General features: G+C 67.5%; 31 protein-coding genes. 15 read left to right on the top strand and 16 right to left on the bottom strand.

Translation table 11 applies throughout. The features are described from left to right. Positions 1-90: 90 nt before the first annotated feature. The 6 genes from KEC56_RS08040 to xseA form a co-directional block, all read right to left on the bottom strand. Entirely contained in the window at positions 91-924 is an 834-nt protein-coding gene (locus KEC56_RS08040; protein ID WP_227530517.1) for an endonuclease domain-containing protein, read from the bottom strand. Between the two features lie 204 nt (positions 925-1,128). Then, positions 1,129-2,523, bottom strand: a complete 1,395-nt coding sequence (locus KEC56_RS08035) for a class II fumarate hydratase (protein WP_227530516.1) — start codon at positions 2,521-2,523, stop codon at positions 1,129-1,131. Beyond that, entirely contained in the window at positions 2,520-3,194 is a 675-nt protein-coding gene (locus tag KEC56_RS08030; RefSeq protein ID WP_227530515.1) for a carbonic anhydrase, read from the bottom strand. Before KEC56_RS08030 ends, KEC56_RS08035 begins: the two co-directional genes overlap by 4 nt. Further along, complete coding sequence (locus KEC56_RS08025; RefSeq protein WP_227530514.1) at positions 3,191-3,832, bottom strand: DUF4245 family protein; 642 nt, start codon at positions 3,830-3,832, stop codon at positions 3,191-3,193. Before KEC56_RS08025 ends, KEC56_RS08030 begins: the two co-directional genes overlap by 4 nt. Then, positions 3,829-4,068: an exodeoxyribonuclease VII small subunit gene (locus KEC56_RS08020; RefSeq protein ID WP_372456253.1), complete on the bottom strand. Its 240-nt coding sequence runs from the start codon at positions 4,066-4,068 to the stop codon at positions 3,829-3,831. Before KEC56_RS08020 ends, KEC56_RS08025 begins: the two co-directional genes overlap by 4 nt. Positions 4,069-4,224: 156 nt before the next feature. Then, positions 4,225-5,502 (bottom strand): exodeoxyribonuclease VII large subunit, encoded by a 1,278-nt coding sequence (gene xseA, locus KEC56_RS08015; RefSeq protein WP_227530512.1) that lies wholly within the window; start codon positions 5,500-5,502, stop codon positions 4,225-4,227. A 110-nt stretch (positions 5,503-5,612) separates the two neighbouring features. Between xseA and KEC56_RS08010 the strand changes: the two genes are divergently transcribed. The 3 genes from KEC56_RS08010 to KEC56_RS08000 are packed head-to-tail and all read left to right on the top strand — an operon-like array spanning position 5,613 to position 8,455. Next, positions 5,613-6,650, top strand: coding sequence for a 4-hydroxy-3-methylbut-2-enyl diphosphate reductase (locus KEC56_RS08010; RefSeq protein ID WP_372456261.1), 1,038 nt, complete (start codon positions 5,613-5,615; stop codon positions 6,648-6,650). Further along, positions 6,647-7,159, top strand: coding sequence for a DUF6264 family protein (locus KEC56_RS08005; RefSeq protein ID WP_175985831.1), 513 nt, complete (start codon positions 6,647-6,649; stop codon positions 7,157-7,159). The genes KEC56_RS08010 and KEC56_RS08005 overlap by 4 nt, the downstream gene beginning before the upstream one ends. A gap of 48 nt (positions 7,160-7,207) precedes the next feature. Beyond that, positions 7,208-8,455: a hypothetical protein gene (locus KEC56_RS08000; RefSeq protein WP_227530510.1), complete on the top strand. Its 1,248-nt coding sequence runs from the start codon at positions 7,208-7,210 to the stop codon at positions 8,453-8,455. A gap of 51 nt (positions 8,456-8,506) precedes the next feature. Here the strand turns inward: KEC56_RS08000 and fbaA are convergent, their stop codons facing one another. Continuing rightward, the gene (gene fbaA, locus KEC56_RS07995) at positions 8,507-9,535 is read right to left on the bottom strand and encodes a class II fructose-bisphosphate aldolase (RefSeq protein ID WP_175985833.1); all 1,029 of its coding nucleotides are present in this window, start codon (positions 9,533-9,535) and stop codon (positions 8,507-8,509) included. 183 nt (positions 9,536-9,718) lie between these two features. Here fbaA and glpX point away from each other — a divergent pair, with 183 nt between their 5' ends. Both glpX and KEC56_RS07985 read left to right on the top strand, forming a co-directional pair. Then, on the top strand, positions 9,719-10,705 hold the full coding sequence (gene glpX, locus KEC56_RS07990; protein ID WP_227530509.1) for a class II fructose-bisphosphatase: 987 nt from the start codon (positions 9,719-9,721) through the stop codon (positions 10,703-10,705). Between the two features lie 122 nt (positions 10,706-10,827). Beyond that, entirely contained in the window at positions 10,828-11,124 is a 297-nt protein-coding gene (locus KEC56_RS07985) for a hypothetical protein (protein ID WP_175985835.1), read from the top strand. Here KEC56_RS07985 and KEC56_RS07980 read toward each other — a convergent pair. From KEC56_RS07980 to KEC56_RS07970, 3 genes are read right to left on the bottom strand one after another with little or no spacing between them, the layout of a single operon-like run. Continuing rightward, complete coding sequence (locus KEC56_RS07980; protein ID WP_227530508.1) at positions 11,112-12,437, bottom strand: DNA recombination protein RmuC; 1,326 nt, start codon at positions 12,435-12,437, stop codon at positions 11,112-11,114. The genes KEC56_RS07985 and KEC56_RS07980 overlap by 13 nt on opposite strands. Before the next feature lie 55 nt (positions 12,438-12,492). Further along, the gene (locus tag KEC56_RS07975) at positions 12,493-12,900 is read right to left on the bottom strand and encodes an ankyrin repeat domain-containing protein (RefSeq protein ID WP_175985837.1); all 408 of its coding nucleotides are present in this window, start codon (positions 12,898-12,900) and stop codon (positions 12,493-12,495) included. A 35-nt stretch (positions 12,901-12,935) separates the two neighbouring features. Continuing rightward, complete coding sequence (locus KEC56_RS07970; RefSeq protein WP_227530507.1) at positions 12,936-13,529, bottom strand: 3'-5' exonuclease; 594 nt, start codon at positions 13,527-13,529, stop codon at positions 12,936-12,938. Positions 13,530-13,588: 59 nt separating this feature from the next. Here KEC56_RS07970 and KEC56_RS07965 point away from each other — a divergent pair, with 59 nt between their 5' ends. Both KEC56_RS07965 and ychF read left to right on the top strand, forming a co-directional pair. Further along, positions 13,589-14,188, top strand: a complete 600-nt coding sequence (locus KEC56_RS07965; protein ID WP_227530506.1) for a class I SAM-dependent methyltransferase — start codon at positions 13,589-13,591, stop codon at positions 14,186-14,188. A 136-nt stretch (positions 14,189-14,324) separates the two neighbouring features. Further along, the gene (gene ychF / locus KEC56_RS07960) at positions 14,325-15,398 is read left to right on the top strand and encodes a redox-regulated ATPase YchF (RefSeq protein ID WP_175985840.1); all 1,074 of its coding nucleotides are present in this window, start codon (positions 14,325-14,327) and stop codon (positions 15,396-15,398) included. A 104-nt stretch (positions 15,399-15,502) separates the two neighbouring features. Here the strand turns inward: ychF and KEC56_RS07955 are convergent, their stop codons facing one another. Both KEC56_RS07955 and KEC56_RS07950 read right to left on the bottom strand, forming a co-directional pair. Beyond that, positions 15,503-16,492 carry an SRPBCC domain-containing protein gene (locus tag KEC56_RS07955; RefSeq protein ID WP_227530505.1) on the bottom strand — a complete coding sequence of 330 codons (990 nt, stop codon included), beginning with the start codon at positions 16,490-16,492 and terminating at the stop codon, positions 15,503-15,505. Then, positions 16,489-16,734 carry a hypothetical protein gene (locus tag KEC56_RS07950; protein WP_118912208.1) on the bottom strand — a complete coding sequence of 82 codons (246 nt, stop codon included), beginning with the start codon at positions 16,732-16,734 and terminating at the stop codon, positions 16,489-16,491. The genes KEC56_RS07955 and KEC56_RS07950 overlap by 4 nt, the downstream gene beginning before the upstream one ends. A 201-nt stretch (positions 16,735-16,935) precedes the next feature. Here KEC56_RS07950 and KEC56_RS07945 point away from each other — a divergent pair, with 201 nt between their 5' ends. The 3 genes from KEC56_RS07945 to KEC56_RS07935 are packed head-to-tail and all read left to right on the top strand — an operon-like array spanning position 16,936 to position 17,997. Continuing rightward, positions 16,936-17,217 carry a type II toxin-antitoxin system RelE/ParE family toxin gene (locus tag KEC56_RS07945; RefSeq protein ID WP_227530504.1) on the top strand — a complete coding sequence of 94 codons (282 nt, stop codon included), beginning with the start codon at positions 16,936-16,938 and terminating at the stop codon, positions 17,215-17,217. Beyond that, the gene (locus KEC56_RS07940; protein ID WP_175985843.1) at positions 17,204-17,506 is read left to right on the top strand and encodes a HigA family addiction module antitoxin; all 303 of its coding nucleotides are present in this window, start codon (positions 17,204-17,206) and stop codon (positions 17,504-17,506) included. Before KEC56_RS07945 ends, KEC56_RS07940 begins: the two co-directional genes overlap by 14 nt. An 11-nt stretch (positions 17,507-17,517) precedes the next feature. After that, positions 17,518-17,997, top strand: a complete 480-nt coding sequence (locus tag KEC56_RS07935; protein WP_227530503.1) for a nucleotidyltransferase domain-containing protein — start codon at positions 17,518-17,520, stop codon at positions 17,995-17,997. 80 nt (positions 17,998-18,077) lie between these two features. Here the strand turns inward: KEC56_RS07935 and KEC56_RS07930 are convergent, their stop codons facing one another. Continuing rightward, positions 18,078-18,278: a hypothetical protein gene (locus tag KEC56_RS07930; RefSeq protein WP_227530502.1), complete on the bottom strand. Its 201-nt coding sequence runs from the start codon at positions 18,276-18,278 to the stop codon at positions 18,078-18,080. A 3-nt stretch (positions 18,279-18,281) separates the two neighbouring features. On the opposite strand from KEC56_RS07930, the gene KEC56_RS07925 reads away from it, so the two are divergent. From KEC56_RS07925 to KEC56_RS07915, 3 genes are all read left to right on the top strand, one after another. Then, on the top strand, positions 18,282-18,635 hold the full coding sequence (locus KEC56_RS07925; RefSeq protein ID WP_175985846.1) for a DUF1801 domain-containing protein: 354 nt from the start codon (positions 18,282-18,284) through the stop codon (positions 18,633-18,635). A 419-nt stretch (positions 18,636-19,054) separates the two neighbouring features. Next, positions 19,055-19,207 carry an AAA family ATPase gene (locus KEC56_RS07920; protein ID WP_227530501.1) on the top strand — a complete coding sequence of 51 codons (153 nt, stop codon included), beginning with the start codon at positions 19,055-19,057 and terminating at the stop codon, positions 19,205-19,207. A 50-nt stretch (positions 19,208-19,257) separates the two neighbouring features. Beyond that, positions 19,258-20,316 carry a hypothetical protein gene (locus tag KEC56_RS07915; protein ID WP_227530500.1) on the top strand — a complete coding sequence of 353 codons (1,059 nt, stop codon included), beginning with the start codon at positions 19,258-19,260 and terminating at the stop codon, positions 20,314-20,316. Between the two features lie 318 nt (positions 20,317-20,634). Here the strand turns inward: KEC56_RS07915 and KEC56_RS07910 are convergent, their stop codons facing one another. After that, the gene (locus tag KEC56_RS07910; protein ID WP_227530499.1) at positions 20,635-22,392 is read right to left on the bottom strand and encodes an oleate hydratase; all 1,758 of its coding nucleotides are present in this window, start codon (positions 22,390-22,392) and stop codon (positions 20,635-20,637) included. 87 nt (positions 22,393-22,479) lie between these two features. Between KEC56_RS07910 and KEC56_RS07905 the strand changes: the two genes are divergently transcribed. Together KEC56_RS07905 and KEC56_RS07900 are read left to right on the top strand one after the other, a co-directional pair. Next, positions 22,480-23,202, top strand: a complete 723-nt coding sequence (locus KEC56_RS07905) for a TetR/AcrR family transcriptional regulator (protein WP_227530498.1) — start codon at positions 22,480-22,482, stop codon at positions 23,200-23,202. 82 nt (positions 23,203-23,284) lie between these two features. After that, entirely contained in the window at positions 23,285-23,731 is a 447-nt protein-coding gene (locus tag KEC56_RS07900; RefSeq protein ID WP_227530497.1) for a hypothetical protein, read from the top strand. An 82-nt stretch (positions 23,732-23,813) separates the two neighbouring features. Here KEC56_RS07900 and KEC56_RS07895 read toward each other — a convergent pair whose 3' ends face one another. Then, on the bottom strand, positions 23,814-24,074 hold the full coding sequence (locus KEC56_RS07895; RefSeq protein WP_227530496.1) for a PspC domain-containing protein: 261 nt from the start codon (positions 24,072-24,074) through the stop codon (positions 23,814-23,816). An 82-nt stretch (positions 24,075-24,156) separates the two neighbouring features. Beyond that, the gene (locus KEC56_RS07890; protein WP_227530495.1) at positions 24,157-24,591 is read right to left on the bottom strand and encodes a DUF1801 domain-containing protein; all 435 of its coding nucleotides are present in this window, start codon (positions 24,589-24,591) and stop codon (positions 24,157-24,159) included. Between the last annotated feature and the right edge of the window lie 178 nt (positions 24,592-24,769).

Here is a 24,769-nt window from a genome sequence, read left to right as displayed (position 1 = left end):
CTTTCGGCCCCCGATCTGCGGAGGGTGTCCCGATCTGCTGACGGATTCGTAGTAAATGTCAGCAGATCGGGATCGGGTCCGCAGAACGGGTCAGTTGCGGGCCCTGAGGCGGTCGAGTGCGCCGCATATGGCCGATTGGACGGTCGGCCAGTCGTGCACGATCTGTGCGTAGTCGAAGTGCAGGGTTTCATACCCGAGACGGGATGCTGCGGCATCCCGCACTCGATCCTTGTGCATCATCGTCCCGTCATGATTCTTCTTCCCGTCGGCTTCGAGGATCAGGCGGCCGCCGAGCACGAAGTCGACTCGCCCGACACCGTCGATCGAGACCTGACAGTCGAGGCGGATGCCGAGGACGTGGAGGCGCAGCCGCAGGAGCGATTCCAGGCCGCTGTCGGCATCCGAGCGTGCGAGATCGACGAGCCAGCGAGCGGATGCCGGCAGAGCAGCCCGTACGCGAGCGCGAGCCGCCGCGGACAGCAGACGCTTCCGCCACGCCGACTCGAAGGCGGCGAAGAACGCCTCATCGCCTGCGCAGCGGCGGAAGTGCACCAGGGCGGTCTCGAGGCTCGCGCGCCCGAGGGGAGGTGTGCCGCGGTAGAAGTGCGAGACGCATGCGCAGCCGTCATGCGGGTGCGCATGGCGGTCGGACCCGAGCCAGACGTGTGGCACCTCCGTGGTGTCCAGGACCCAGATCCCGGCCAGCTGCAGCACGCTCGCGCAGGTCAGCGCGCCTCCGTGGGCGGTCGCCGACCGGATGTCGCCGTCGAGCGGTTCGACGGCGAAGACACCGTCACGGATGCGTTGGATCTCTCCGCGTCGCACGCAGTTCGTGAGTGTTCGACGAGTGAAGCCAAGCGTCTGAAGATGAGCGCCGCGAGCGATGCCGCCGAGGCGCCGGATGGTGTCGGATGCGGAGAGCATGCATCACAGCCTGCCCGTTAAGCAGCATCCGCCCTGAGCCACCCGGCGCGAACCGTGCACGGCTTGGCAATCTGCAGACCTGTGCAGGAGGAGTTGTACGCCCCGATCTGCGGAGGGATACCCGATCTGCTGACGAAGTGGTGAGAAACGTCAGCAGATCGGGGACGAGTCAGCGGATCGGGGCGGAGTAAGGGCCGCGGCGCGTCAGCCCGGGTGGGTCATCGAGAGCAGGTCGAGCTTCTCGTCCAGCTGCTCGAGCGTGATCTCGCCGCGCTCGACGTAGCCGAGGTCGATGACGGCGTCGCGCACGGTCATGCCCTTGGCGACCGCGTGCTTGGCGATCTTCGCGGCGGCCTCGTAGCCGATGACCTTGTTCAGCGGGGTGACGATCGACGGGCTCATGCCGGCAAAGGCCGCTGCGCGCTCGGTGTTCGCCTGCAGGCCGCCGATGGTCTTGTCGGCGAGGACGCGGACGGCGTTACCGAGCAGGCGGATCGACTCGAGAAGGGCCGTGCCCATGACGGGGATCGCGACGTTGAGCTCGAAGGAACCGGATGCTCCGGCCCAGGCCACGGTCGCGTCGTTGCCGATGACGCGCGCGCACACCATGAGCACGGCCTCGGGGACGACGGGGTTCACCTTGCCGGGCATGATCGACGAACCGGGCTGCAGGTCGGGGATGTGCAGCTCGCCCAGGCCGGTGTTCGGGCCGGAGCCCATCCAGCGCAGGTCGTTGTTGATCTTCGTCAGCGACACCGCGATCGTGCGCAGCGCACCGGAGGTCTCGACGAGTCCATCGCGGTTGGCCTGCGCCTCGAAGTGGTCCTTGGCCTCGGTGATCGGCAGCTCGGTCTCGGCTGCGAGCAGCTCGATGACCTTCTGCGGGAAGCCGAGCGGCGTGTTGATGCCGGTGCCGACGGCCGTGCCGCCCAGGGGCACCTCGGCGACCCGGGGGAGTGCCGACTGCACGCGCTCGATGGCGAGGCGGATCTGACGGGCGTAGCCGCCGAACTCCTGGCCGAGGGTGACGGGCGTGGCGTCCATCAGGTGCGTGCGGCCCGACTTGACGGCGTCCTTCCACAGCTCGGCCTTCGCCTCGAGCGCCACGGCGAGGTGGTCGAGGGAGGGGATGAGCGTGTCGATCAGCGCCTGCGTGACGGCGATGTGCACCGACGTCGGGAAGACGTCGTTGGACGACTGCGAGGCGTTGACGTGGTCGTTCGGGTGGACGGCGGAACCGAGGATGCCGGTGGCGAGCGTCGCCAGCACCTCGTTCATGTTCATGTTCGACGAGGTGCCGGATCCGGTCTGGTAGGTGTCGACGGGGAACTCGCCGTCGTGCTTGCCCGAGGCGACCTCGTCGGCGGCCTGCGCGATCGCATCGGCGATGGCGCCGTCGAGGGTGCCGAGCTCCTTGTTCGCGAGGGCCGCGGCCTTCTTGATCCGCGCGAGAGCGGCGATCTGCGCCGACTCCAGCCCCTTGCCCGAGATCGGGAAGTTCTCCACGGCGCGCTGGGTCTGCGCGCTGTACAGCGCGTTGACGGGCACCCGCACCTCGCCCATCGTGTCATGCTCGATGCGGAATTCGGTCTCGGTCACTTCGATCCCTCCTGGTCTGCGAGGTCGTCCGTCGACCCCGTGTCGATTCCAACGGTGATGACGGGCACGGCCGTGCCCTCGGAAAGCCGGTAGTTCGCGCCCACGATGCCCAGGCGTCCCTCGGCGACGGCGTCGCTGATCAACTCGGACGACTGCAGCAGGTTCGCGACGGTGTTGCGCAGGTGCTCGCGCCCGACCTGTTCGGCGTCGATGTCGTCCGGAGTCGTGCCGCCGTTGGCGGCCAGAACCTTGCGGGCGGCGGGGATGATCGGCGCGATGAGCTTCCAGATGTGCGGCGGCAGGGGAGCGGCGTCGATGGCGGTGCCGTCGATCGCCGCCCGGACGGCCCCGCACGAGTCGTGCGCGAGCACGACGATGAGCGGGACCTGCAGGACCTCGACGGCGTACTCGAGGCTGCCCACGATCGACTCGCCGATCACCTGGCCGGCGTTGCGCACGACGAACAGGTCGCCCAGTCCCTTGTCGAAGATGATCTCGGCGGCGAGGCGCGAGTCGGCGCATCCGAACAGCGTCGCCATCGGGTTCTGACCGTCCGCGAGCTCGTGCCGCTTCTCGACGTTCTGATTCGGATGCCGCGGCTCACCGGCGACGAAACGACGATTGCCGTCGAGCATCTCCTGCCAGGCAGCGGTGGGGGTGAGCACGGTCATTCTGCCTCCGAAATGGTCTGGATCTGCGGGACGAGCGTTTCGGCGAGCTCAGCGGTGGAATCGGCCGATCGCGACCCGTACAGCAGCACGTAGTCGTCCCCTGCTTGAGTGCCCAGCGCATAGATGACGTTGTTGTCGGTCCTGCCGGCGAGTTCGTAGACGTCCCAGTCGAGCCCGCCGATGCGGGTCGCGCCCGTCGGCGCCGATCCGTTCAGCACCTGAGGGGCCCAGGATGCTTCGGTGTCGAAGGCCTGACCGATGCGGATGAATCCGCGCTCGCTCTCGTCTGCGGGGGCGAGGGTGACGTTCCACACGGTGGTGGCGCCGCCCTGCAGCTCGGCGGCGTTGACCCGCCAGAAGTCGCCGAGTTCCGGGACGATGACGGGGCCGTCCATGGTCGATTCGACGTCGGCGGCGATGCGGGCGACGTCGACCTCGGGGGTGGATGCCGGCTCACCGCGCGGCACGGCGAAGATGATGACGGCGACCACAGCGAGAGTGATGATGAGGGCTGCGATGAGATTGCGGAACGTCTGGCTGGCGCGGTAGTTCCTGCTGAACTCGGCCTTGCGCGCGGCGGTCTCCTCGGGAGTCTCCGGGCGTCCGAGCTCGGCGACGACGGGAGGCTGCTTGCTCACGACTCGTCCTCGTCTGAGCCGTCGGATGCCTCGGGACGAGTCGCCTCGAGGCGGCGCTTCGCTCCCAACAGCCACTCCTCGCACCGCGCAGCCAGAGCCTCGCCGCGCTCCCACAGGGCGAGCGAGTGCTCGAGGGTGGGTGCGCCCTGTTCGAGTTCCGCGACGACGCGAACGAGCTCGTCGCGAGCGGCCTCGAACGACAGGGTCTCCACAGGGGTCGCGTTCGGCGCAGTCACGCCTTCCATCCTACGACTCCGCGCCGACGCGGCCCGCCCGCTGCCCGCCCGCTGCTCGGTCGCTGCCCGCCCGCGAGAATTGCTCTGCGCGATGAGAATGCCGTTGTCAGCATCCCCGGTTCGTCGTGCAACGCGATTCTCGCGTAGGAGGGGGCCTCAGGTGCTCTCGGCGATCTCGCCGTCCGAGCGCGCGGCGAGCGAACCGCGGTTGACCGTGATGGTCAGCGCGGTGCCGGCGGGGGCATCGGCGGCATCCCGCAGAATCACACCGCCGTCGAGGTGCACGATCGCGTAGCCGCGGGCGAGGGTCGCCGCGGGCGACAGCGCCCGCAGGGAGGCGCGCAGCTCGGAGGTCTTCCTGGATGCCGCGTCGAGGTGACGGGCGACCGTGTCGCGGCCGCGGGACAGCAGCAGCCACAGCTCCTGCGCACGATCCGCGATGATCGGTTCGGGGGAGCGCAATACGGGCCTGGAGCGCAGCTGCTCGAGCTGTGCGATGTCGTGCGAGATGCGCTGGGTGAGCCGGGATGTCGCACGGGCGCGCAACTGACCGATCAGGGCCCGCTGCTCGCCGACATCGGGCACGACGCGCTTGGCGGCATCCGTCGGAGTCGACGCGCGGAGGTCCGCGACATCGTCGAGGATCGGGTGGTCGTTCTCGTGCCCGATGGCCGAGACGACGGGGGTGGATGCCGCCGCCACGGCCCGCACGAGGCGCTCATCGCTGAAGCCCAGCAGCGTCTGCGGGTCGCCGCCCCCGCGAGCGATGATGATCACGTCGACGTCGGGGTCGGCATCCAGTCGCCGCAGCGCTGCGAGCGTCTCGGGAACGCACCGGTCGCCCTGCACGGCGGCGTACTCGGTGCGGAATCGCACCTGCGGCCAGCGCAGCTCGGCATTGCGGTGCACGTCCTTCTCGGCATCCGATCGCTCGCCGGTGATGAGCCCGATCACGTGGGGGAGGAACGGCAGAGGCTGCTTGCGGCTCTCGTCGAACAGACCCTCCTGCCGCAGTTGCGCGCGCAGCTTCTCGAGCCGCTCGAGCTGATCGCCGAGCCCCACGTGCTTCATGCTCGAGACGGTGAAGCTGAAATCACCCGCCTTGACGAAGTAGTCCGCCTTCACCGCCGCGACGACATGGTCGCCGATCCCGAGGTCCGCGGGGATGCGGCCGCGCACGCTCGACCAGATGCGGATCGAGATCTGCGCGTCGGACTGCGTGTCCTTGAGGCGGCCGAAGACGTTGCCGCCGCGGACGTTCCACGAGGTGATCTCGCCCTCGACCCACACCGTGTTCCAGCGCGCGACGAAGTCGCGGATGGTGCCGTTGAGCCGGGCGACGGAGGTGGGGGCATCGGCTGTCGAGTCGCGGGGCGCGACGGCATCCGCGGGTGGGGTGCCGCCGTTCGCGGGAGACGCCTCGAAGACGGTCATCGGGTCCTTCCGTGTGCGTGATGCCCGAATCTTCGCCCAGGCCCTTCCATGGCGCCCGTCGGTAGACTCGAGGGGTGAGCCAGGCCACCGTACATCTTCCCGTTCCCCGCATCCCTCGATCGCGGGGGGCGCGGCTTCAGAATAACCCGGTCGACGGACACAAGCGCGTACTCCTGGCGGCCCCGCGCGGTTACTGCGCCGGCGTGGACCGCGCGGTCGTCGCCGTCGAGAAGGCGCTGGAGCGCTACGGCGCACCGGTGTACGTGCGCAAGCAGATCGTGCACAACATCCATGTCGTCACCGAGCTCGAGCAGAAGGGCGCGATCTTCGTCGAGGAGGTCGACGAGGTGCCCGAGGGCGCTCACGTCGTCTTCAGTGCGCACGGCGTCTCGCCGGCCGTCGTGAACGCGGCATCCCACCGCGGCCTGCACGCGATCGACGCGACCTGCCCCCTGGTCACGAAGGTGCACCGCGAGGCCGTGCGCTTCGCCCGCGACGACTACGAGATCCTGCTCATCGGCCACGACGGTCACGAAGAGGTCGAGGGCACGGCAGGCGAGGCGCCCGACCACGTGACCATCGTCAACTCTCCCGAAGAAGCCGACACGGTCCAGGTGAAGGATCCGTCGAAGGTCGTCTGGCTCTCGCAGACCACGCTGTCGGTCGACGAGACCATGGAGACGGTGAACCGGCTGCGCACGCGCTTCCCCGAGCTGCACAATCCGCCGTCCGATGACATCTGCTACGCCACGCAGAACCGTCAGGTCGCGATCAAGAAGGTCGCGAAGGATGCCGATCTGGTGATCGTGGTCGGATCGTCGAACTCGTCGAACTCCGTGCGTCTCGTCGAGGTCGCGCTCGAGTACGGTGCGAAGGCCGCGTACCGCGTCGACTACGCCGAAGAGGTCAAGCAGGAGTGGCTCGACGGCGTCACCACGGTCGGTGTCACAAGCGGCGCGTCGGTTCCGGAAGTCCTCGTCCGCGAGGTGCTGGAAGCCCTGAGCACCGCCGGCTACGAGGACGTCGAAGAGGTCCGCACGGCCGAAGAGGACCTGATGTTCTCGCTGCCCAAGGAACTGCGTCAGGACATCTCGGGTCAGCGCGACACGCGGGCCCTGGGCGGGCGCACGGGATCCGCCGCCTCATGACCGAGCGCCCGCAGTACGGCGAATTCGCCACGCCGGAGGAGCAGCGCAGACTTGCCGGACTGCCGCCGGTCGAGGAGCAGCCTCCGGCCCCGGCCGTGGCCGCATCCCCGGAGCCGGTCGCGCAGAGCCGCGAGCCCCGTCGGTGGGACAGGATCATCACGATCGCCCTGCTCGTGTACGGGGTCTTCAACGTCTTCATGACCGGCATGTCGTACCTCGACCTGCCCGGCGTGATGAACGAGAGCATGCGCATCCTGGGTATCGAGGGCGAGTTCACGAACTTCGACCAGGCCCGGGTCTGGGGCACGATTGCCGCGATCGTCCTCGTGGCGGGCTGGGTCATCACCGCGCTGATCTCGGTGCGGAGGCTGCGTGCGTCGAAGCTCGCGTGGTGGGTGCCGTTGGTCGGCGCCGTCGTGACGATGCTCGTCGCGTCGGTGTGCATCAGCATCCCCATGGTGGGAGACCCGGCCTTCCAGGCTTACCTGGCCGGCGCCGGCGCTTCCTAGACCTGGCAAGCGGTCTGAGGCCGGCGAGAGCGTGGTTAGGCTCGAAGCATGGATCAGAACAGTCTCGGCGTGCAGCTCTCCTACGCTTCCGTGGACCGCGGCGACGGCAGCGATCCACGCGCCGCGGCGACCGAGGTCCTGCGCTCCGTGCGTGCGCTCGCCGCGGTGCGCGACGCGACCATCGCCTGGGGCGACGCGGACGAGGCCGTGCTGCTGATCCCGGTGACCGACGACGATCAGGTCCTCACGCTGACGGACGAGGACACGATCGCGACAGAGCTGACGATCGGGTCGCTCCGGGACGCTTTCGCGGATGCCGGGCTGAACCTGTGGATCGACGGCGGCGAGAGCGTCGACTTCGACGAGTTCGAGGCGGAGTTCACCGCCGATGAGGAATCAGCGGTCGAGCATGTCGACGACGACCTGCCCGATGAAGACGAGGATGATCTCGACCCGGAGCTGTTCGAGCCGCAGCCGGTCGATGTCGCGGCCTTCTCGCATCGGGGACCGGTTGCGGCCCGGTTCCTCGCGGAGGTGAACGGCACCGATGTGGTCCATGCCGAGTCCGGCACGTGGTCGCTGCAGCGCTTCCGCACTACCGAGCCGACGGGGGCCTGGCCGTCGTCGGCGGCCGAACTTCCCCTGATCGAGCTCAACCGGACCGGAGACGGCGGCAGCTGGATCGAGGTCACGGCCCGCGCCAACGAGACCGTCCCGTTCTGGACGGATGCCGAGCGCGACACGCTGCCGGTTCTCGACATCGCGTCGATCGCGGTGCCCGAGACCGCTGAGGTGTACCGGCGGCTTCTGGCGGAGGGCGACGGAACCAGGGATGAGCTCGAGGTCCTCGGCGCCCGCGGCGTCGTGGACGTCGACGCTGCGCACCGTGCTCTCGTCGCGGAGTCGCTCGGAGGTGTGGTCGGGTCCGAGGCGCGCCTGCGAGCGTTCCTCGCGGCGTTCCGCATTCCAGCCTGCCTGATCGATTCCGCGCTGAGCGCACAGATACCGGTCGGTCAGCGCTTCGCGCCGTCCGGATGGATCGCCGCGATCGGGGAGAGCTTCCTCTCCGGGATCGGAGAGTGGACGCCGCTGACGCGGCGGGAGATGCCGTGGGCGCGGGTCGTCCGGTTCGTGCGCGCGCGGCCCGCGGTCGGTCTCGCGGTCGGCGCTGCAGAACTCGTGAGCGGAGCCGTCCTTGCGCGGCGCCGCGGAGTCGGACGCGTGGCCGGCATTCTGCTCATCGTGGATGCGGTCGCGGATCTCGTGATCTGGGCGATGCGCCTGTCGCGTCGATGACGCAGATCAGGCCCGGACCGTGCGGTCCGGGCCTGATGCGGGGCGATGCGGTCAGCTCTGCGACTGGCCGTAGGAGCCGAGCTGCCTGGTCGACTCGACGACGCGAGCGGCCATGGCCGACTCGGCGACCTTGCCCCAGGCGCGCGGGTCGTACTGCTTCTTGTTGCCGACCTCGCCGTCGACCTTGAGGACGCCGTCGTAGTTCTTGAACATGTAGTCGGCGATCGCACGGGTGAACGCGTACTGCGTGTCGGTGTCGATGTTCATCTTGATGACGCCGTTCGCGACCGCGGTGGCGATCTCCTCGTCGGTGGAGCCCGAGCCGCCGTGGAAGACGAGGTCGAGGGGCTTGGGGCCGGTGCCGTACTTGGCGGCGACCTGCTCCTGGATCTCGCCGAGGAGCTCGGGGCGCAGCTTCACGCCGCCCGGCTTGTAGACGCCGTGCACGTTGCCGAAGGTGAGTGCGGCGATGTAACGGCCCTGCTCGCCGAGACCGAGAGCTTGGACGGCCTGGTCGACGTCCGCGAACGTCGTGTAGAGCGCGTCGTTGGAGCCCTCGTGCTGGACGCCGTCCTCTTCGCCGCCGACGACGCCGATCTCGATCTCGAGGATGGCGCCTATGGCCTTCATACGGGGGAGCAGATCCTTCGCGATCTGGATGTTCTCCTGCAGCGGCACAGCGGAGCCGTCCCACATGTGCGACTGGAAGATCGGGTTGCGTCCGGCCTTGACCTCTTCCGCGGATGCCGCGATCAGGGGCTCGACGAAACCGGCAAGGGCGTCCTTGGGGCAGTGATCGGTGTGCAGCGCAACCGTGACGGGGTAGTTCTTGGCGACCTCGGTGGCGAAGCGGGCGAAGGCCAGGGCGCCAGTCGCGCGGGCCTTGACGGTGTGGCCGGCGAAGTAGTCGGCGCCGCCGGTGGTGACCTGGATGATGCCGTCCGAGCCCGCCTCGGTGAGGCCCTGGAGCACGGCGTTTACGGTCTGCGAGCTGGAGACGTTGAACGCGGGATACGCGAAGCCACCGGCCTTCGCGCGGTCGAGCATCTCTGCGTACTGTTCCGGGGTGGCGACGGGCATGGAAACTCCTGCGATAGATGAAGCCGGGACAGTGCTCACTCTATCGTCGGTGGTGCGGGATGCCGCCGCCTTCGGGCCGCCCTGTACCCGCGGTCTTCGCGAACGTTAAGAAACGCGATTCCTTCGCGGCATATCGCGCGAAACAGCGGGCGGTCTGACGTGCCCGCTGGCTAGGCTGGCCCCATGGTGAGTCTGACGGCCGATATGAGCCCGCTGCGTCCCGATCGAAACCTTGCACTCGAGCTGGTGCGCGCGACCGAGGCGGCGTCGATCAGGGCGGTGCCGTTCATCGGACGCGGCGACAAGGAAGCCGCGGACGGTGCGGCCGTCGACGCCATGCGAGCGTTCCTGGGGACCGTGAACTTCCAGGGCAGGGTCGTCATCGGCGAGGGCGAGAAGGACAACGCGCCCATGCTGTTCAACGGCGAGGTCGTCGGCTCCGGCCGCGGTCCGGAGTGCGACATCGCCGTCGACCCGATCGATGGCACCTCGCTCACTGCTGCCGGGCGTCAGAACGCCCTCTCGGTAATCGCCGTCTCCGACCGGGGGACGATGCTCGACGCGTCCAGCGTCTTCTACATGGACAAGCTCGTGACCAGTCCTGCCGGTGTCGGCGTCGTCGACATCAACCTTCCCGTCGGTGAGAACATCCGACTGCTGGCGAAGGCACTGGGCAAGCCGGTCGATGAGGTCGTCGTCTCGGTGCTGAACCGCCCGCGCCACGAGAAGCTCATCGAGGAGATCCGCGAGGCGGGCGCCGGCACCCGCCTCATGAGCGACGGCGACGTCGCCGGCGGCATCAACGCCGCCCGCCACGGCGCGCGCACCGACATGTGCGTCGGTGTCGGCGGCAGCCCCGAGGGCATCGTCACCGCGTGTGCGATCAAGGCGCTCGGCGGGCACATCCAGGGCCGGCTCTGGCCGCGCGACGATGACGAGCGGCAGCGCGGTATCGACGCCGGACTGAAGATGGACCACGTCTACGAGGCCGACGAGCTCGTCCAGGGCGACAACACCATCTTCGTCGCGACCGGTGTCACGGACGGCCAGCTCGTGGCGGGTGTGCGCCGCGAGGGCAACTACGTCTACACCGAGTCGGTCGTGCTGCGCGGTGCCTCGGGAACGCTGCGCCGCATCTCGTCGGAGCACCTCGTCTCGAAGTGGCTCTGACGCCCGAACTCGCCTCCGGATAGAGCGGCCACGAGCCGTCCTTCCCGCGGTTCTCAGGCATTGCTGGCACAATGGATGGCGTCGCCGGAAGGCTCAGGGCGACACCACCGGGAGGGCAAGAGATGACCACGGGACAGACGGGCAGCCACGAGAAGTCGGCACCGGTGCAGATGGTCACCACCAACACCGGTCGCATTCTGCGGATCTCACCGGAAGACGAAGCCGCCCGCGCAGCCGCGGCTGCGGCCGCGACCACTGCGGCACCGGCGAACATGGATCCCGCGCGCCGGACGGACGTGCTGTTCCGGGTGCGCCGTGCCGAGGGGCATGAGCTGAGCCCCTGGTGGATGGTCGGCGCGTTCCTCGTGACGTCGGGTCTCGTGATCGCCCTGCTGAGCTGGGTTCCCTACAGCGCCTGACCCCTGCCGACCCCATCCGTGATCGAATCGTCGGCGACTCGGTGGCGCACCGATCCGAGGTCGGCTTCGATCTCGACGACCGGTCGGTCGGTTGCCGGCTCGCCGTCGCTTCCCGCGTCGACGGTCAGTTCAGGGGCTGTGAACTTGCGCGGGCTGTTCGTGATCACCGGCGGCGCGGCGTCCAGCGCTGACGCATCGATGCCGGGGAACTGCCGCGCCGTCACGAGTACACGCGTCTCCAACGAACCGGCGAAGCGGTTGTAGCTGTCCACCGTGCGCTCGAGCGCGCGCCGGAGGTCGTCGGCATGGCCGGCCAGGGTGCCCAGCCGGTCGAACAGCTGCGTGCCGAGGGCGAGCAGGTTGCGGGCCTCGGTCGACACCTCCTGCTGAGTCCAGGTGTAGGCCACGGTCTTCAGCACTGCCCAGAGGTTGACCGGTGACGCAAGCGCGACGCGTTTGCCGAACGCGTAGTCGAGCAGCACAGGATCCTCATCGATGGCAGCGGCCAGCAGAGACTCACTGGGCAGGAAGCAGATCACGAACTCGGGGCTCGCGTCGAGCCCTGACCAGTAGGCCTTCTTCGCCAGCGCGTCGACGTGTGCACGAACCGCTTTGACGTGCTTCTGCATGTGCTGCCGTCGCTGCGCGTCGTGCGCATCGCCGCCCGGCAGCGCTGTCGCTTCGAGGTACGCATCGAGGGGCACTTTCGCATCGACAGCGATCGAGGTGCCGCCCGGAAGCCGCACGATCATGTCCGGTCGGCCCTGTCCTCGGTCGGACGAGATGGTCGACTGCAGATCGAAGTCGACGTGTCTGGTGAGACCAGCTGCCTCGACGACCCGACGCAGTTGGGTCTCGCCCCACACGCCCCTCGTCGATGTCGAGCGCAGTGCCCCTGCGAGCGACTCGGTCGTTGCGCGCAGCGCCTCATCCGACTCCTGCGCCCTGCGCAGCTGCTCGGCCAGCGAGCCGAACTGCGCGTGCCGCTCCTGCTCGAGCGACGCCACCTTGCTCTGCATCTGCTGCAGCGACTCGCGCACAGGGGCGAGCGCGGTGAGGACCGCGTTCTGCTGCTGCACCCGGTCTGCCTCGGCCCGCTGCTGCGCACGGGCGTGCTCGACGGCATCCCGGTACAGGTCGTACTGCCGGTCACGGTCGTCTCGAGCGGCGGAGAGCTCTGCCTGAACGCGCGCGAGGTCGGTCGCACTCGCCGACTGCTGCGCTGAGGATCGAGCGGCGCGTGCGAACCACCCGGCGGCGCCCCCGGCGGCGAGGGCCGCGAGAGCCAGAACCACGATCAACAGAGCATCCATACCGCCATGATGCCGACGGCCACGGACATCGCCGTGCAGGCGCCCCGCGGCGTATTCAGTCCGCGGCGTGCTCCTCGAGGATCGCGCGCATGTCGGTGAGTCCGAACTGATCGGCGATCGCGAGCGCGGAGAGCGTGCCGGCATTCTGATCGGCACCGGCATCCAGCAGCATCCGGAGCAGCGTCTCGTTCTTGCGGAACACGGCGCACGAGATCGCCGTCTGGCCGTTGCCGTTGACCGCATCCAGTGCGGCGCCGCGTCGGATCAGATCCGCGACCGTGTGCTCCTCCTCGGCATAGGTCGCGACGATCAGGAACGTGTCGCCGCGCGGATTCCGGAGGTCGATCGGCACACCGGCGTCGATCATCTCGCCGAGCGGTCCGGTGCGCCCCTGGCGCGCGAGGTCGAAGGTGCCCTCGATGACTTCGAGGCTGACGGGGGAGTCGCCGGAAGGATTCGTCATGCTCTCATTCTCGCGTGACGTGAGCGCGAATGCGCTCAGGCCGCACGAGCCTGGGCGGCAGCCGCTGGAGCATCCGTCACCCGCAGGCTCAGCGCCGTCGCGAGCGCGTGCACGTCGGCGGCGCCCATGCGTCGCGCCGAATCGATGACGATCTCCGCGCACGCGCGGGCATCCGCGAGGGCGTCATGGTGCGAGAACTCCGCGAACCCGGCGGCGGCCGCGGCCATCGGCAGCCGGTAGGACTCGAGGTCGTAGACCTTGCGGGCGACCTGCAGGCTGCACAGCGAACGGTAGGGCGGGCACTCCAGGTCGGTGACCTCGGATGCCGTGCGCAGCACCTTCAGGTCGAATCCGGCGTTGTGCGCCACCAAGACGTCGGCTCCGGCGAAAGCGCACAGTCTGTCGAACTGCTCGGTCCAGGTCGCGGCTTGCGCGACATCCTGGGGGCGGATGCCGTGGATCCTGATGTTCCACTCCTGGAATTCGTCGTGGCCCGCGGGCGGGCGGATCAGCCATCCCGCCGTCGCGACGACCCGCCCGTCACGGACGCGCACGAGGCCGACGGAACACGCCGAAGCCGGGCTGGAGTTCGCAGTCTCGAAGTCGATCGCAGTGAAGTCCAGGGGCACGTCTTCACCTTCTCCCCGCGCCCTGCTCGATCGGCGCAGGCGCGCCGTAGGCTTTCGGCATGCGCGATGAGCGGGCGACATCCTTCGGTGCGGCGGCGGGCGACTACGAGGCGGCGCGACCCGACTATCCGTTCGAAGCCGTGGCCTGGATGCTCAAGCAGCTGCCGCGCGGATCGCGCCGTGTCGCGGATGTCGGTGCCGGAACGGGCAAGCTGACCCGCGTGCTGACGGATGCTCCCGACGCGGAGGTGCTCGCGATCGATCCGGACGCCGCGATGCTCGCGCAGCTGCGCGAGAGCGTGCCGGGGGTGCCGACATTCCTCGGAACGGCCGAACGCCTGCCGGTTCCTGACGCGAGCCTGGATGCCGTCGTCCTCGGCCAGGCCTGGCACTGGGTCGATCCGGTCATGGGGTCCGCCGAGATCGGGCGAGCGGTCCGTTCGGGCGGAACGCTCGGGCTCATCTGGAATCTGCGGGACGACAGCGCGCCGTGGGTCATACGTCTGACCGAGATCATGCGCACCTCTCCCGCGTCGGGCATGTTCGACGGGGACGGCCCGACCGTCGGCGAGCCGCTGTTCGACGAGCTCGGCCTGCACGGCGACGCCACCATCGACCTCCCGTACGTGACGCGCGCGTTCCGCGCCGTCCGCGCGTGAGGCGCACGAACTGAACGGCGTCGCCCAGCCCGTGCACAGCTTCGGAGCCTGGCGCCGACACGCCGCGTGATCGCGCCGGACGACGGCGCGCCCTGCGCGGCATCCGAAGTTGTGCTCGCCGGTAGACTCTTACCCCGTGGCTCTCACTATCGGCATCGTCGGCCTGCCCAACGTCGGCAAGTCCACCCTCTTCAACGCCCTGACCAAGAACGACGTGCTCGCGGCGAACTATCCGTTCGCGACGATCGAGCCGAACGTCGGCGTCGTCAGCCTGCCCGATTCGCGCCTGGACGTGCTGGCGGGCATCTTCGGCAGCGAGCGGATCCTGCCTGCGACGGTGTCTTTCGTCGACATCGCCGGCATCGTGCGCGGTGCGAGTGAGGGGGAGGGGCTCGGCAACCAGTTCCTCGCCAACATCCGCGAGGCGGACGCCATCGCCCAGGTCGTACGCGGATTCGCCGACGACGACGTCGTGCACGTCGACGGCGCCATCAACCCGCAGGGCGACCTCGAGACGATCAACGCCGAGCTCATGCTCGCCGACCTGCAGACCGTTGAGAAGGCGCTGCCGCGGTACGAGAAGGAGGTCAAGCAGAAGAAGCTCGACCCGTCCGTCCTCGAGGCGGCCAACGCGGCGAAGGATGCTCTGGAGCGCGGCGTGCTGCTGTCGACGTCGGGCATCGACCTCGCTCCGATCAAGGAGCTGGGCCTTCTGACCTCGAAGCCCGTCATCTTCGTCTTCAACGTCGATGAGGCCGTGCTGACGGATGCTGCACGCAAGGCCGAGCTGGAGGCACTGGTCGCACCGGCCAAGGCGATCTTCCTCGACGCGAAGATCGAATCCGAGCTCATCGACCTCGACCCTGAGGACGCTGCTGAGCTGCTCGCATCCACCGGCCAGGACGAATCGGGGCTCGACCAGCTCGCCCGCATCGGCTTCGACACGCTGGGTCTGCAGACGTACCTGACCGCCGGCCCCAAGGAGGCCCGCGCCTGGACGATCGGCAAGGGCTGGAAGGCGCCGCAGGCAGCCGGTGTCATCCACACCGACTTCGAGAAGGGCTTCATCAAGGCCGAGATCATCTCGTTCGACGACCTCGTCGAGACGGGCTCGGTCGTCGAAGCCCGCTCCAAGGGCAAGGCGCGCCTCGAGGGCAAGGACTACGTCATGCAGGATGGCGACGTGGTTGAATTCCGGTTCAACGTTTAGTCGCGTTCCGCCTCAACATCTGATTCGAGTGCCCGGATCTCCCACAGGGAGATCCGGGCACTCGATCTACGTGCGACCAGCAGGCGAGTCGCCGCAGCATGGGGCTAGCGAAATGTTCGGCTGATCGCGCTGCCAGTCTGGAACAGGGTGATCCACACCAGGAACTTCTGGATGGGACGCAGCGGCCATGCGACAAGTCCTCGCCACCCTCGGCGTCGCGACCAAGACCTAGTGATCCGCAGCTGTGTGCCACCGGTCGCGTTCGCCAAGGCGAATTCAGTCAGAACCGAATTGCTCTGCGCGACGTCGGGATAGCCGAAGCTCCATGCGATCCTGTCCGGTCGGTGAATTGCGATGAGCTCAACACTGCGTCGACGAAACTGAGGTTTGATCTTCACAGGCTTGCCGTCTGGATAGGTTGCGGGTGCCGTGCCCTCCCAGACCGTACCCGGCTTCGCTTCTTGACTGGTCTGGTCGAGAGTGCCGATGCTCGGCTCCCACTCGGGGATACGTGCGGGATCTGTGAGGAACGCCCACACTTCGTCCAGTGGTGCGGATATGAAATTCTCAGTCGTTCCCGTGGTCCGCCCCTTCACTTTCGCTGAGACGGGCATGGACTTCATAGAGGGCGAGTCGGCCCGATCGAGGCGTTCGATGAGCGCATCGGATGTCGTGCCAAGGCGGCCGAGGATACCGGTGATAAGGCCGCTGGGTTCTGCGACGAGTTCCCGGAGAACGGCGGCAGCGTCGCCTGGCTTGCCTTTGCTGCTGGACTTCGCGATGAGGTCCCGAGCGCGACGAGTCCACTCGTACCCATCCGTCTCATGGAACACGATGCGCCCGGCCTCGGGGAACGACGCCTCGATGCCGAGTGAGGTCAGCTGTGCATCACGTTGTTCCTCCACGGCGAGACGGGCGCTATCAAGGTCGATACCCAGCTCGCGCAGTGCGCGGCCGGCGGATTGGTCGTTGATGACCAATGCGAGGAACAGGTGGTCGATGTCGGCTTCGCGGAGCCCGAGCCGGGATGCTTCCTCCATGGCGGCCAGGGAAAGCGCTTGGCTGGTCTGGGCGGCGCGGACGAGTCTGTTCATCTGTTCCTCCTGGATGTCGAGATCGCGGGGTCAATTCTTTTGGAATGCTTCTTGTGGGCGGCTTGTCGCGTCACTCCGAGCGCGTCGGCGATCTCCTGCCAACTCATGCCCGAACGCAACGCGGCCTCGACCTGCCGAAGTTCCAAGGTGTCCGCGAGCACGCGTAACGACGCTACGGCCCGCAATCCTGCTTTCGGGTCGCTGGTATCGGCTGCTACTGCTGCGATCCGTGGAGACTCCATGCCGTCAACCTATGTTGCTAAGTGACGAGTTGTCAACCTGGGTTGCTTCCTCGCTCGTCAGGCTTGGTATTCGCAGGGTCAGGAGAGGGACGACGCTTCGGGGGAGTCGCCGGGTTCTGAGAGGTTGGTATGTGCCGGAACTCGGTGGAGTTCTGATTTAACGTATAGCGTTATTGACGCTCCGCGTTATACACTGGTCTCGTGATCAGATCGTTCGGCAGCAAGGACACCGAGCGTCTGTGGCGTCGTGAGCGCGCGCGGTCCATCGATCCCAGGATCTATCGGGTTGCTCTGCGCAAGCTGCGTCAGGTGGGGTCGGCGGAGGTGCTCGACGACCTTCGCGTCCCGCCGGGCAACCGGCTCGAAGCACTGAAGGGTGATCGGGTCGGGCAGTACAGCATCAGGATCAACGACCAGTGGCGAATCTGCTTCGTGTGGACGGATGCTGGGCCAGAGGAGGTGGAGATCGTTGACTATCACTGACAGGATCGAGCCGATCCACCCTGGAGAGGTCCTCATGGAGGACTTCATCGAGGGGTTCGGGATCACTCAGAACAAGCTCGCCGTGTCGATCGGGGTGCCGCCGCGTCGGATCAATGAGATCGTGCACGGCAAGCGGGGGATCACCGCGGACACCGCGTTGCGGCTGGCGAAGTACTTCGGCACGTCGGCTGAGTTCTGGATCAACCTGCAAAGCCACTACGAGCTGGATCGCGCAGAGGATGCTGCAGGGGATCAGATCGCGTCGATCACGCCGCTGCAGGTCGCGTGATGTCTGGAGGGATGGACGCCGAGGAGGTCGTCCGCGTCGTCGACTGGCTCGACGAGCGCTCTGTCGTGTACCAGGTGAACGGCGGCTGGGCTGTCGATGCCTTGGTCGGATCCCAGTCCAGGACGCACGGAGACCTGGACCTCTTCGTCGACGCTGGACAAGTCGACACCCTCATCGAGTGGCTGTCCGGTCGTGGGTACGAGGTCGTCGAGGATTGGCGACCGATTCGTGTGGAGCTGCGATCGGGCGATCGGGCTGTCGACATCCACCCGATGACGCTGGACGCAGCCGGTGACGGTGTCCAGAAGGGTTTCGGGGACGAGACCTTCGCCCATCGTGCTCGCGATCGTGCTGAGGGGATGATTCGTGGTCGCCCAGTGGTCGTAGCGACTGCGGCGAGGCTCGTGGAGTTGAGGTCAGGATATGAGCTCCGGCCTGAGGACCATCACGATCTCGAGTTGCTCCGGGGGCTGGGTGACGGCAGAGGATGAGCGACGTCGACGCGTCTCGACCGAAGATGGTTCTCCGTGCCGGAACTCGGTCGAGTTCCGATTCAACGTGTGAGGAGGTTTCAAATCAGCGCGTGCGATCCGCCCCCATATTGGTTAACCTGATGGTGGTGGTGCGCCACCGACTGCGCTTCCACGTGGCCAACCACGTGAATCATCGCGGAGAGGCCTGAGCGGTTCAGGACATGTCCGGATGGGGTGCGGCGCAATTGATGCGCCGACTTCATTTCGCCGATGCCCGGCATCGGCTGACGAGAGGACATGAAATGGCATCGAAGGATGAGAAGAACCTCGCCCAGGTGGTCGACAAGATCGCGAAGATGGACGAACCGGAGCGGTCACTCGTGCAGCGCGTGCACGAGATCATCATGGCCGCCGCGCCTAAGCTGAAGCCGCGGATCTGGTACGGCATGCCTGCCTACGCTCTGTCCGCGAGCACGCCTGCACTGGTGACGCTGCGCAATGACGAACGCGTCAACCTCGCTCTCACCGAGAAGGTCGCGCTCCGCCCTGCGGGCGGTTCCGACGGGACACTAATGCCCGCTGCATGGTACTTCGACACGATCAACGAACCCGCGGCGAAGCGCATCGCGGAGATCGTCCGCTCGGCGGTTTCCTGAGCGCGGCGCTCACTGGACCAGGCGGGCGTGCCGTCCACCGATCCTCCGGGTCCGCCACTTCCTGTCTCTCCATTGCACTCGTCGCCGGAGTGGCCAGACGGCGAGATCGATCTTCGAGGGCGCGCTTGGTGACCCGCATACCGCTAACGCTGACGTAATGCGGTCGAGTTCCGGTTCAACGTGTAGCGGAACTCCCATCCGCACGGGGAACACGGCTGCGCGAGCGTCGTGGATATCGACGTCGGGGAGATGGATTACTGCCTCCATGCGTCCGAGTTGAGCATGCCGCTCGCGCCTGGACGGGTTCGGGCAGGCTCGTACTGACTCGGATTGGTCTTCGGGCGCGAGCCGCTTCCCGTGGACACGCCATCGGTGCGGTCGAACAAGTCGGCCAGGGGTATGTCCGTAGACTGATACCCATGGTTCGGGTCGTCTTCATGTGCGGACCGGCGGGGTCAGGCAAGTCGACCGTCGCTCGTCGGATGGAGGCAGACGGATTCGTTCGGCTCTCGTTCGATCAAGAGGCCTGGGGCAGGGGCATCCGACACATGCCGCTGACAGATATCGACTGAACTCACAACTCGTCGCGCTGCGGGGCTGGGGGTGTTCGTAGAGTAACAACGTGACTAGAATCCATACCCCACTCGAGATCGACGTCCGCGAGCGCGAACTCGTCTACGTATCAAGGGCAAAGCTCGATCAACTGCTGCTCCCGACAGAAGTTACGGGCGGAGGACTGTCAATTGGCGGTTTCGGCGGCAACACTGAGACACACAGTCTCGGCTACCGCGAGCAGTTAACGAGAGCGGGGAGTTTCTTCCAGAACCAAGGCCTCCTCACCTACGGGGCTACGCCGCAGGCCGGTTCCTGGCTGTTGACGCGTGCGCTCATGGTGTGCGGAAGCGCCTGGCCATGGGCGGGAGATTTGTCACCGTCACAAAGTACTGCTTGGTGGGTGGGATCCTCTGCGGATGCGCGCGTGATTGCGTACGGGCATCGTGACCATCTACTCGGGCAGGGGAAACCCTCACACCCATCAAGCGATGAGGCGAAGGCCACATGGTGGCCTTCGCGAGCAGATGCGTCCGTTGAAATACTGAAGGAGGTCGCGGCCTACGTCACGGATGATCGGCTGACTGATTCTGACCCGTGGGGGTCTGATCAGAGGTTCGCGGCGCAGGTTGACGGGCTTGAGTCGTACTTCTTCAGCAATAGCGGTGTCGAGCGCGGCGATCCGCTTGTGAGTCGTGGTGTCTTTGAGATGATGCTGCGTGTTGATCGGACGGTCGTGCGCGATGGAAGGCTCACTGTCGCTGGAAGTCCGTTGTGGGTCGCGCGCGAACGTCGCGCGGTTGATGGTGTGTACGCCGTGACCAGCAATGCCGAGGGCGACGAGAGGATCGAAGGTGACTGGGACGGTGAATCGTGGCGGTCTTTCCGAGTTATGGTCCAGTCCCCGGAGCGCGCACTCGGCCCGCGGCGCGAGCCCACGGTCAAGTATCACTCGCCTTCGAGCCTGAGCTTCCAGCCGGATCAGCCGAACGTCCAGGACATCATTAGCTTGGGAGCCCCTGATTGGCCTCGGCCCGGCCACGTCGTGCCAGTTGATGTAGCTGTCGAACGAGCTGACGTCGCCGCGCGGCAGGGATGGGGATGGCTGCGCCCCTGGCGTCGTCACTAGAATAGGTAGTTTCGCGGGCACGGCGAGAAGGACGCCGGAGCGCTGACGTGCGAACCAATCTGGGTTGAGGTGTTGAGATCGCATGCGGATCGCGCGTTGTCTGACCGCTGTACCGCCAATGTGCACACCGCTAACGCTGACGTAACCCGGTTGAGTTCCGCTTCAACGTGTGATGGGAGCCGATCCTGCTCCGTGGGCCCCGTCGATCTTCGTGATCGGCGGGGCGCTTGCCCGGGCGCGCGAAGGGGGCGTTGACCGCGGGGCCAGCCTAGGTGCGCCTCGGGACCGGGCCCGAGGCGCACCCGCGGTGGGCGGGGCTCAGATGAGGCCGTGCTCCTCGAGGAGCTGCCCGATCTCCCCGTGCTCGAGCCTGCCGCGCAGGTAGCCGCGCAGCGCGGCCGGGCCGGGCATCTCCACCTTCTTGCCGTCGCGCATGCGCGCCGAGGCCTCGAGCAGGTCGCGCACATCGTACGTGGAGCCCCAGGTCTCCGGCACGCCGCGCTCCACGTCGAGGAGTTCGTAGACGGCCTCCATGCCGGTGCGCACCGAGTACTCGGTCGTGAAGATCGTGTCGCGGCCGGTCTCCGCGAACTGCCCGAGGAACGCGAAGTTCGCCGCCCCCTCCGGCACGACCTGCGGCCGGTCACCCGCGCGGCGGGGCATGAAGAAGCTGGTCACGTAGGGCATCATGACCGGCACGCACCGGGCGCCGGTCGCCGCGAGCTCGGGGATCTCCTCGACGGGCACACCCAGGTGGTAGAGCCACTCCTGGGTGATCTCCTCGCCGGTGCACTGCGCCAGGGGCTTCTTCACGTAGTCGCCGTCGACGTCGACGAACAGGCCGTAGACCCAGACGACGATCTGATCCTTCGGCTGCTTCTTGAAGTGCGGCTGGCGGTTGACCGTCCAGCTCAGCAGCCAGGAGGAGTCCTCGGCGGTGACGATGCCGCCGGTGACCACGCGGCCGCTGAACGGATCGCGCTGGGCGATGCGCTCGATGTAGGCCGGGATGCGCTGATCGAGCGTGGTGACGGTGGCCGACTCCCACTTCGTCTCCTCGATCGAGGAGCAGAAGACCTCCGGGCGCCCGAACGACGGGTCCTTCTTCGCGATGCGCTTCCACAGGTCCCAGGCCGGGGCCGGGGCCTCGTTGAGCACGGCCGCCGTGTGGTGATCGCCCTCATCGGAGTTGTCCACCAGCGAGCCGATCGTCATCAGCGCGAGGTCGTGCTCACCGAGCTCGATGGTCTCGTCGGCGCCGTCGCGGCGACAGTGGATCGCGGTCGCGCGGATCTCGCCGTTGCGGTGGGCGAAGTCCACATCGAGGACCTCGGTGCCGGAGCGGAAGACAACGCCGTGCTCGGTGAGGTAGTGCATGAGCGGCAGGACGATGGACTCGTACTGGTTGTACTTCGTGAACTTCAGCGCCGAGAAATCGGGCAGTCCGCCGATGTGGTGGATGAACCTGTGGAGATAGAGCTTGAACTCGAGCGCGGAGTGCCATTCCTCGAAGGCGAACATCGTCCGCCAGTACATCCAGAACGGCGAGTCGAGGAACTCGCGACCCATCACCTCGTCGATGCGCTTGCCCTCCATCTCCGCACGCTCGGCGAGGAAGATCCTGAGCAGATCCTTCTGGGCCCGCTTCGGCAGGTCGAAGCGGCCCTCGTGGCCCGCATCCTCGCCCTGGCGCACGGTGGCCCGACGCAGCGAGTAGTTGGGGTCATCCTTGTTGAGCCAGTAGAACTCGTCGAGCACGGAGGCGCCCTCGAGTTCGAGGGAGGGGATGGAGCGCATCATGTCCCACAGGCACTCCATGTGGTTCTCCAGCTCGCGGCCGCCGCGGATGACGAAGCCCTTCTCCGGAACGTCGAGGCCGTCGAGCGCACCACCGGCGATGTCGTCCTTCTCGAGGATCGTAACGTTGGCACCAGGGACCCCGGCGTCGCGGATGAGGAAGACGGCCGCCGCGATTCCGGCCAGCCCGCCGCCGACGATGTAGGCCTTCGTCTCCTGCGCGTGCTGTGCGGGGCGGGGACGCGCGAACGCCTCGTAGTTACCTGCCGTGTGCTGCATGATCCATCCTTCCCGACGCATGCCGGATGCCGATCACCCGGCCTTGATATTGAGTGTACTCAGAATTGAGTCGACTACAATAACCGCATGGAAACTCGGGATGACACGGAGCTGGCGCCCTCGGCGACGCTGGGCAGGCGCGAGCGGGCGAAGGCGGAGAAGCGCGCCCGCATCCTCGCCGCGGCGCGCGCGCTGTTCGAGGAGCGCGGTTTCGAGCGGACCTCGATGAGCGAGGTCGCGCGCGCGGCGGATGTGGCCGAGGGCACTGTCTTCCAGTACGCGGCGACGAAGGTCGAGCTGCTCATGATGGTCGTCGATGCGCTCTGGGGAGCCCACGAGCGCGCGACGACCACCCCTTCGCTCTCTGCGCCCGCCGTGCCCGGCACCGCGACGGCGGGCGGGGAGACTGCGGACCGGATCGCGGAGCTGATCTCGCCGCTCGTCACCGCGATGCGGCGCTGGTCCGAGCTTGCGACGTGGGTCGCCCGCGAGATCCTCTTCGGTGCGGACATGCCGCATCGCCGGCGGGTCCTCGACCACGTCGATCGCCTCGAAGGGCAGATCGCCGCGCGCCTGCAGGACGGCCGGGCCGACGCTTCCGGTGCGATCGGAGCGGCGCGGGACGGTGCGACACGCACTGCCGACGAGGAGCCCGGTGCGGCTGCGGCGGCCGGCGCCCGCCTCATCGTCGCCGGGGTGCTGGCCGAGCTCAACCGCTCCCGGCAGAGACGGATCGACGGCGAGGACGTCGATGTGGTGCTCCGCCGGCTCATCGACCTCGTGGTGGCGGGGGCGGGCGCCGCCCGGTGACTCGGAAGCCGTCCGGGTCATTCGGGCCGCCGCTGGCACCGGCCGCGCCGCCGCGATTGCCCACCACGCGGCCGGCAGGCGCGTGCCCGCCGCGGTCGTGTGGGGCCCACCGTCAGGTCCTCGCCCAGCAGGCCAGGGCGATGGCGCCATCGGAGAACTCCACCACCACTTCGGCGGGGGAGTCCGCGGCGTCGCCCAGGCCGTCCGCCCTGCGCAGGCGCGCGCCCCGGAACAGGTGCGAGCGCGACACTCGCGGCGCCCGCGGCGCCCCGCACTGTCAGTGGATGCATCCGGCTATCAGGACCACGAACGGGGGCGGCTCATTTTGACACCGAAGCACACCTTCCCCGACGTCGTGCTGCGCGAGACGTCGAAGTGGGTCGAGCCGAAGATCGCCGTGCGGATGGAGCGCATCGAGCACGACCATCTCGTCGAGATCGTCACGGAGGCGTGGCGGTCGCAGGCGCCGGGAGCCGTACGCCGGGCGTGGGAGGATGCCGCAGGCAACGGTCCCGACGACTCTCAGTAGAGCCGTCGGGTCTCCTGCGGCCAGCCGCATGCATCCGCGATCCGCCCGACCCACTGCGGATGGAAGTAGATGATGTACTGCGTCATCGCCGCTCGTGTCCGCTGCGCCCGCCGAGCGCTCGCTCCAACGGGATGCTATCGTCCTGCCAGGGCGTGAGCAGCCAGACGACGACGTACGCTCCGACGCCGAGCACAGGCAGCAGGAATGAGATGAGCACGAGCAGCCGCGCCACCCAGACGCTGATGCCGAGCTTCTGCGCGATACCGCCGCCGATGCCGGCGAAGATGCGCCGAGGGCCTCGGCGGAAGCCGCTGCGGCGGATGGAGTCGAAAAGAGCAGTCATGTCGTCGACGGTACAGGCGCCGAGCGCTCGCCGCAGGGGTGATAGCCGCCGCATCCTCGATGGAAAACCCGAACGCCGATGCTCAGCCAGCCGCCTTGCGGATGTACTCGGCGATCGTCTTCTCGGTCTTCGGCGTCAGCTTCTCGAGAGCGAACGACGTGACCCACATGTCGCCGTCGTCGAGCCGTGCGGCCTCCTCGAAGCCGAGAGTCGCGTAGCGCGTCGTGAACTTGGACGCCGCCTTGAAGAACACCACGACCTTGCCCGCGGCGTCCGTGTACGCCGGGAATCCGTACCAGGTCTTCGGAACGAGCTGCGGGGCGACCTCGCCGACGATCCGGTCGATCCCCTCCGCGAGCACGCGATCATCGTCCGGGAGCGCCGCGATGGCCTCGCGCACGGCCTTCTCGCCCGCTGCGCGGGTCTTGCCGGCTTTCTCTTCGGCGCGCAGCTCGACGGCGCGCTGCTTGACGGCGTCGCGTTCTTCTTTGCTCAGTCCGGCAGTCTTCTCAGCCATACTGGCCTCCTCGTGAGTGATGGTGCTGGGTCTGCGAACACGTTACGTCGGCACTGTGCCGTGCTGCTTCTCGGCCGTGCTGCTTCTCGATTCCTGATCGATCCGCGTCCGGTGGCGCCGGTGGTTCTGCGTCACCGCACCGGATCAGTATCGTGGATGTGTGTGACGAGACCGGGCC

This window comes from Microbacterium tenebrionis, assembly GCF_020682665.1.
Classification (GTDB): domain Bacteria; phylum Actinomycetota; class Actinomycetes; order Actinomycetales; family Microbacteriaceae; genus Microbacterium; species Microbacterium tenebrionis.
Note: the sequence above shows the minus strand (reverse complement) of the source record. Positions and strands in the feature narration are given on the sequence as shown.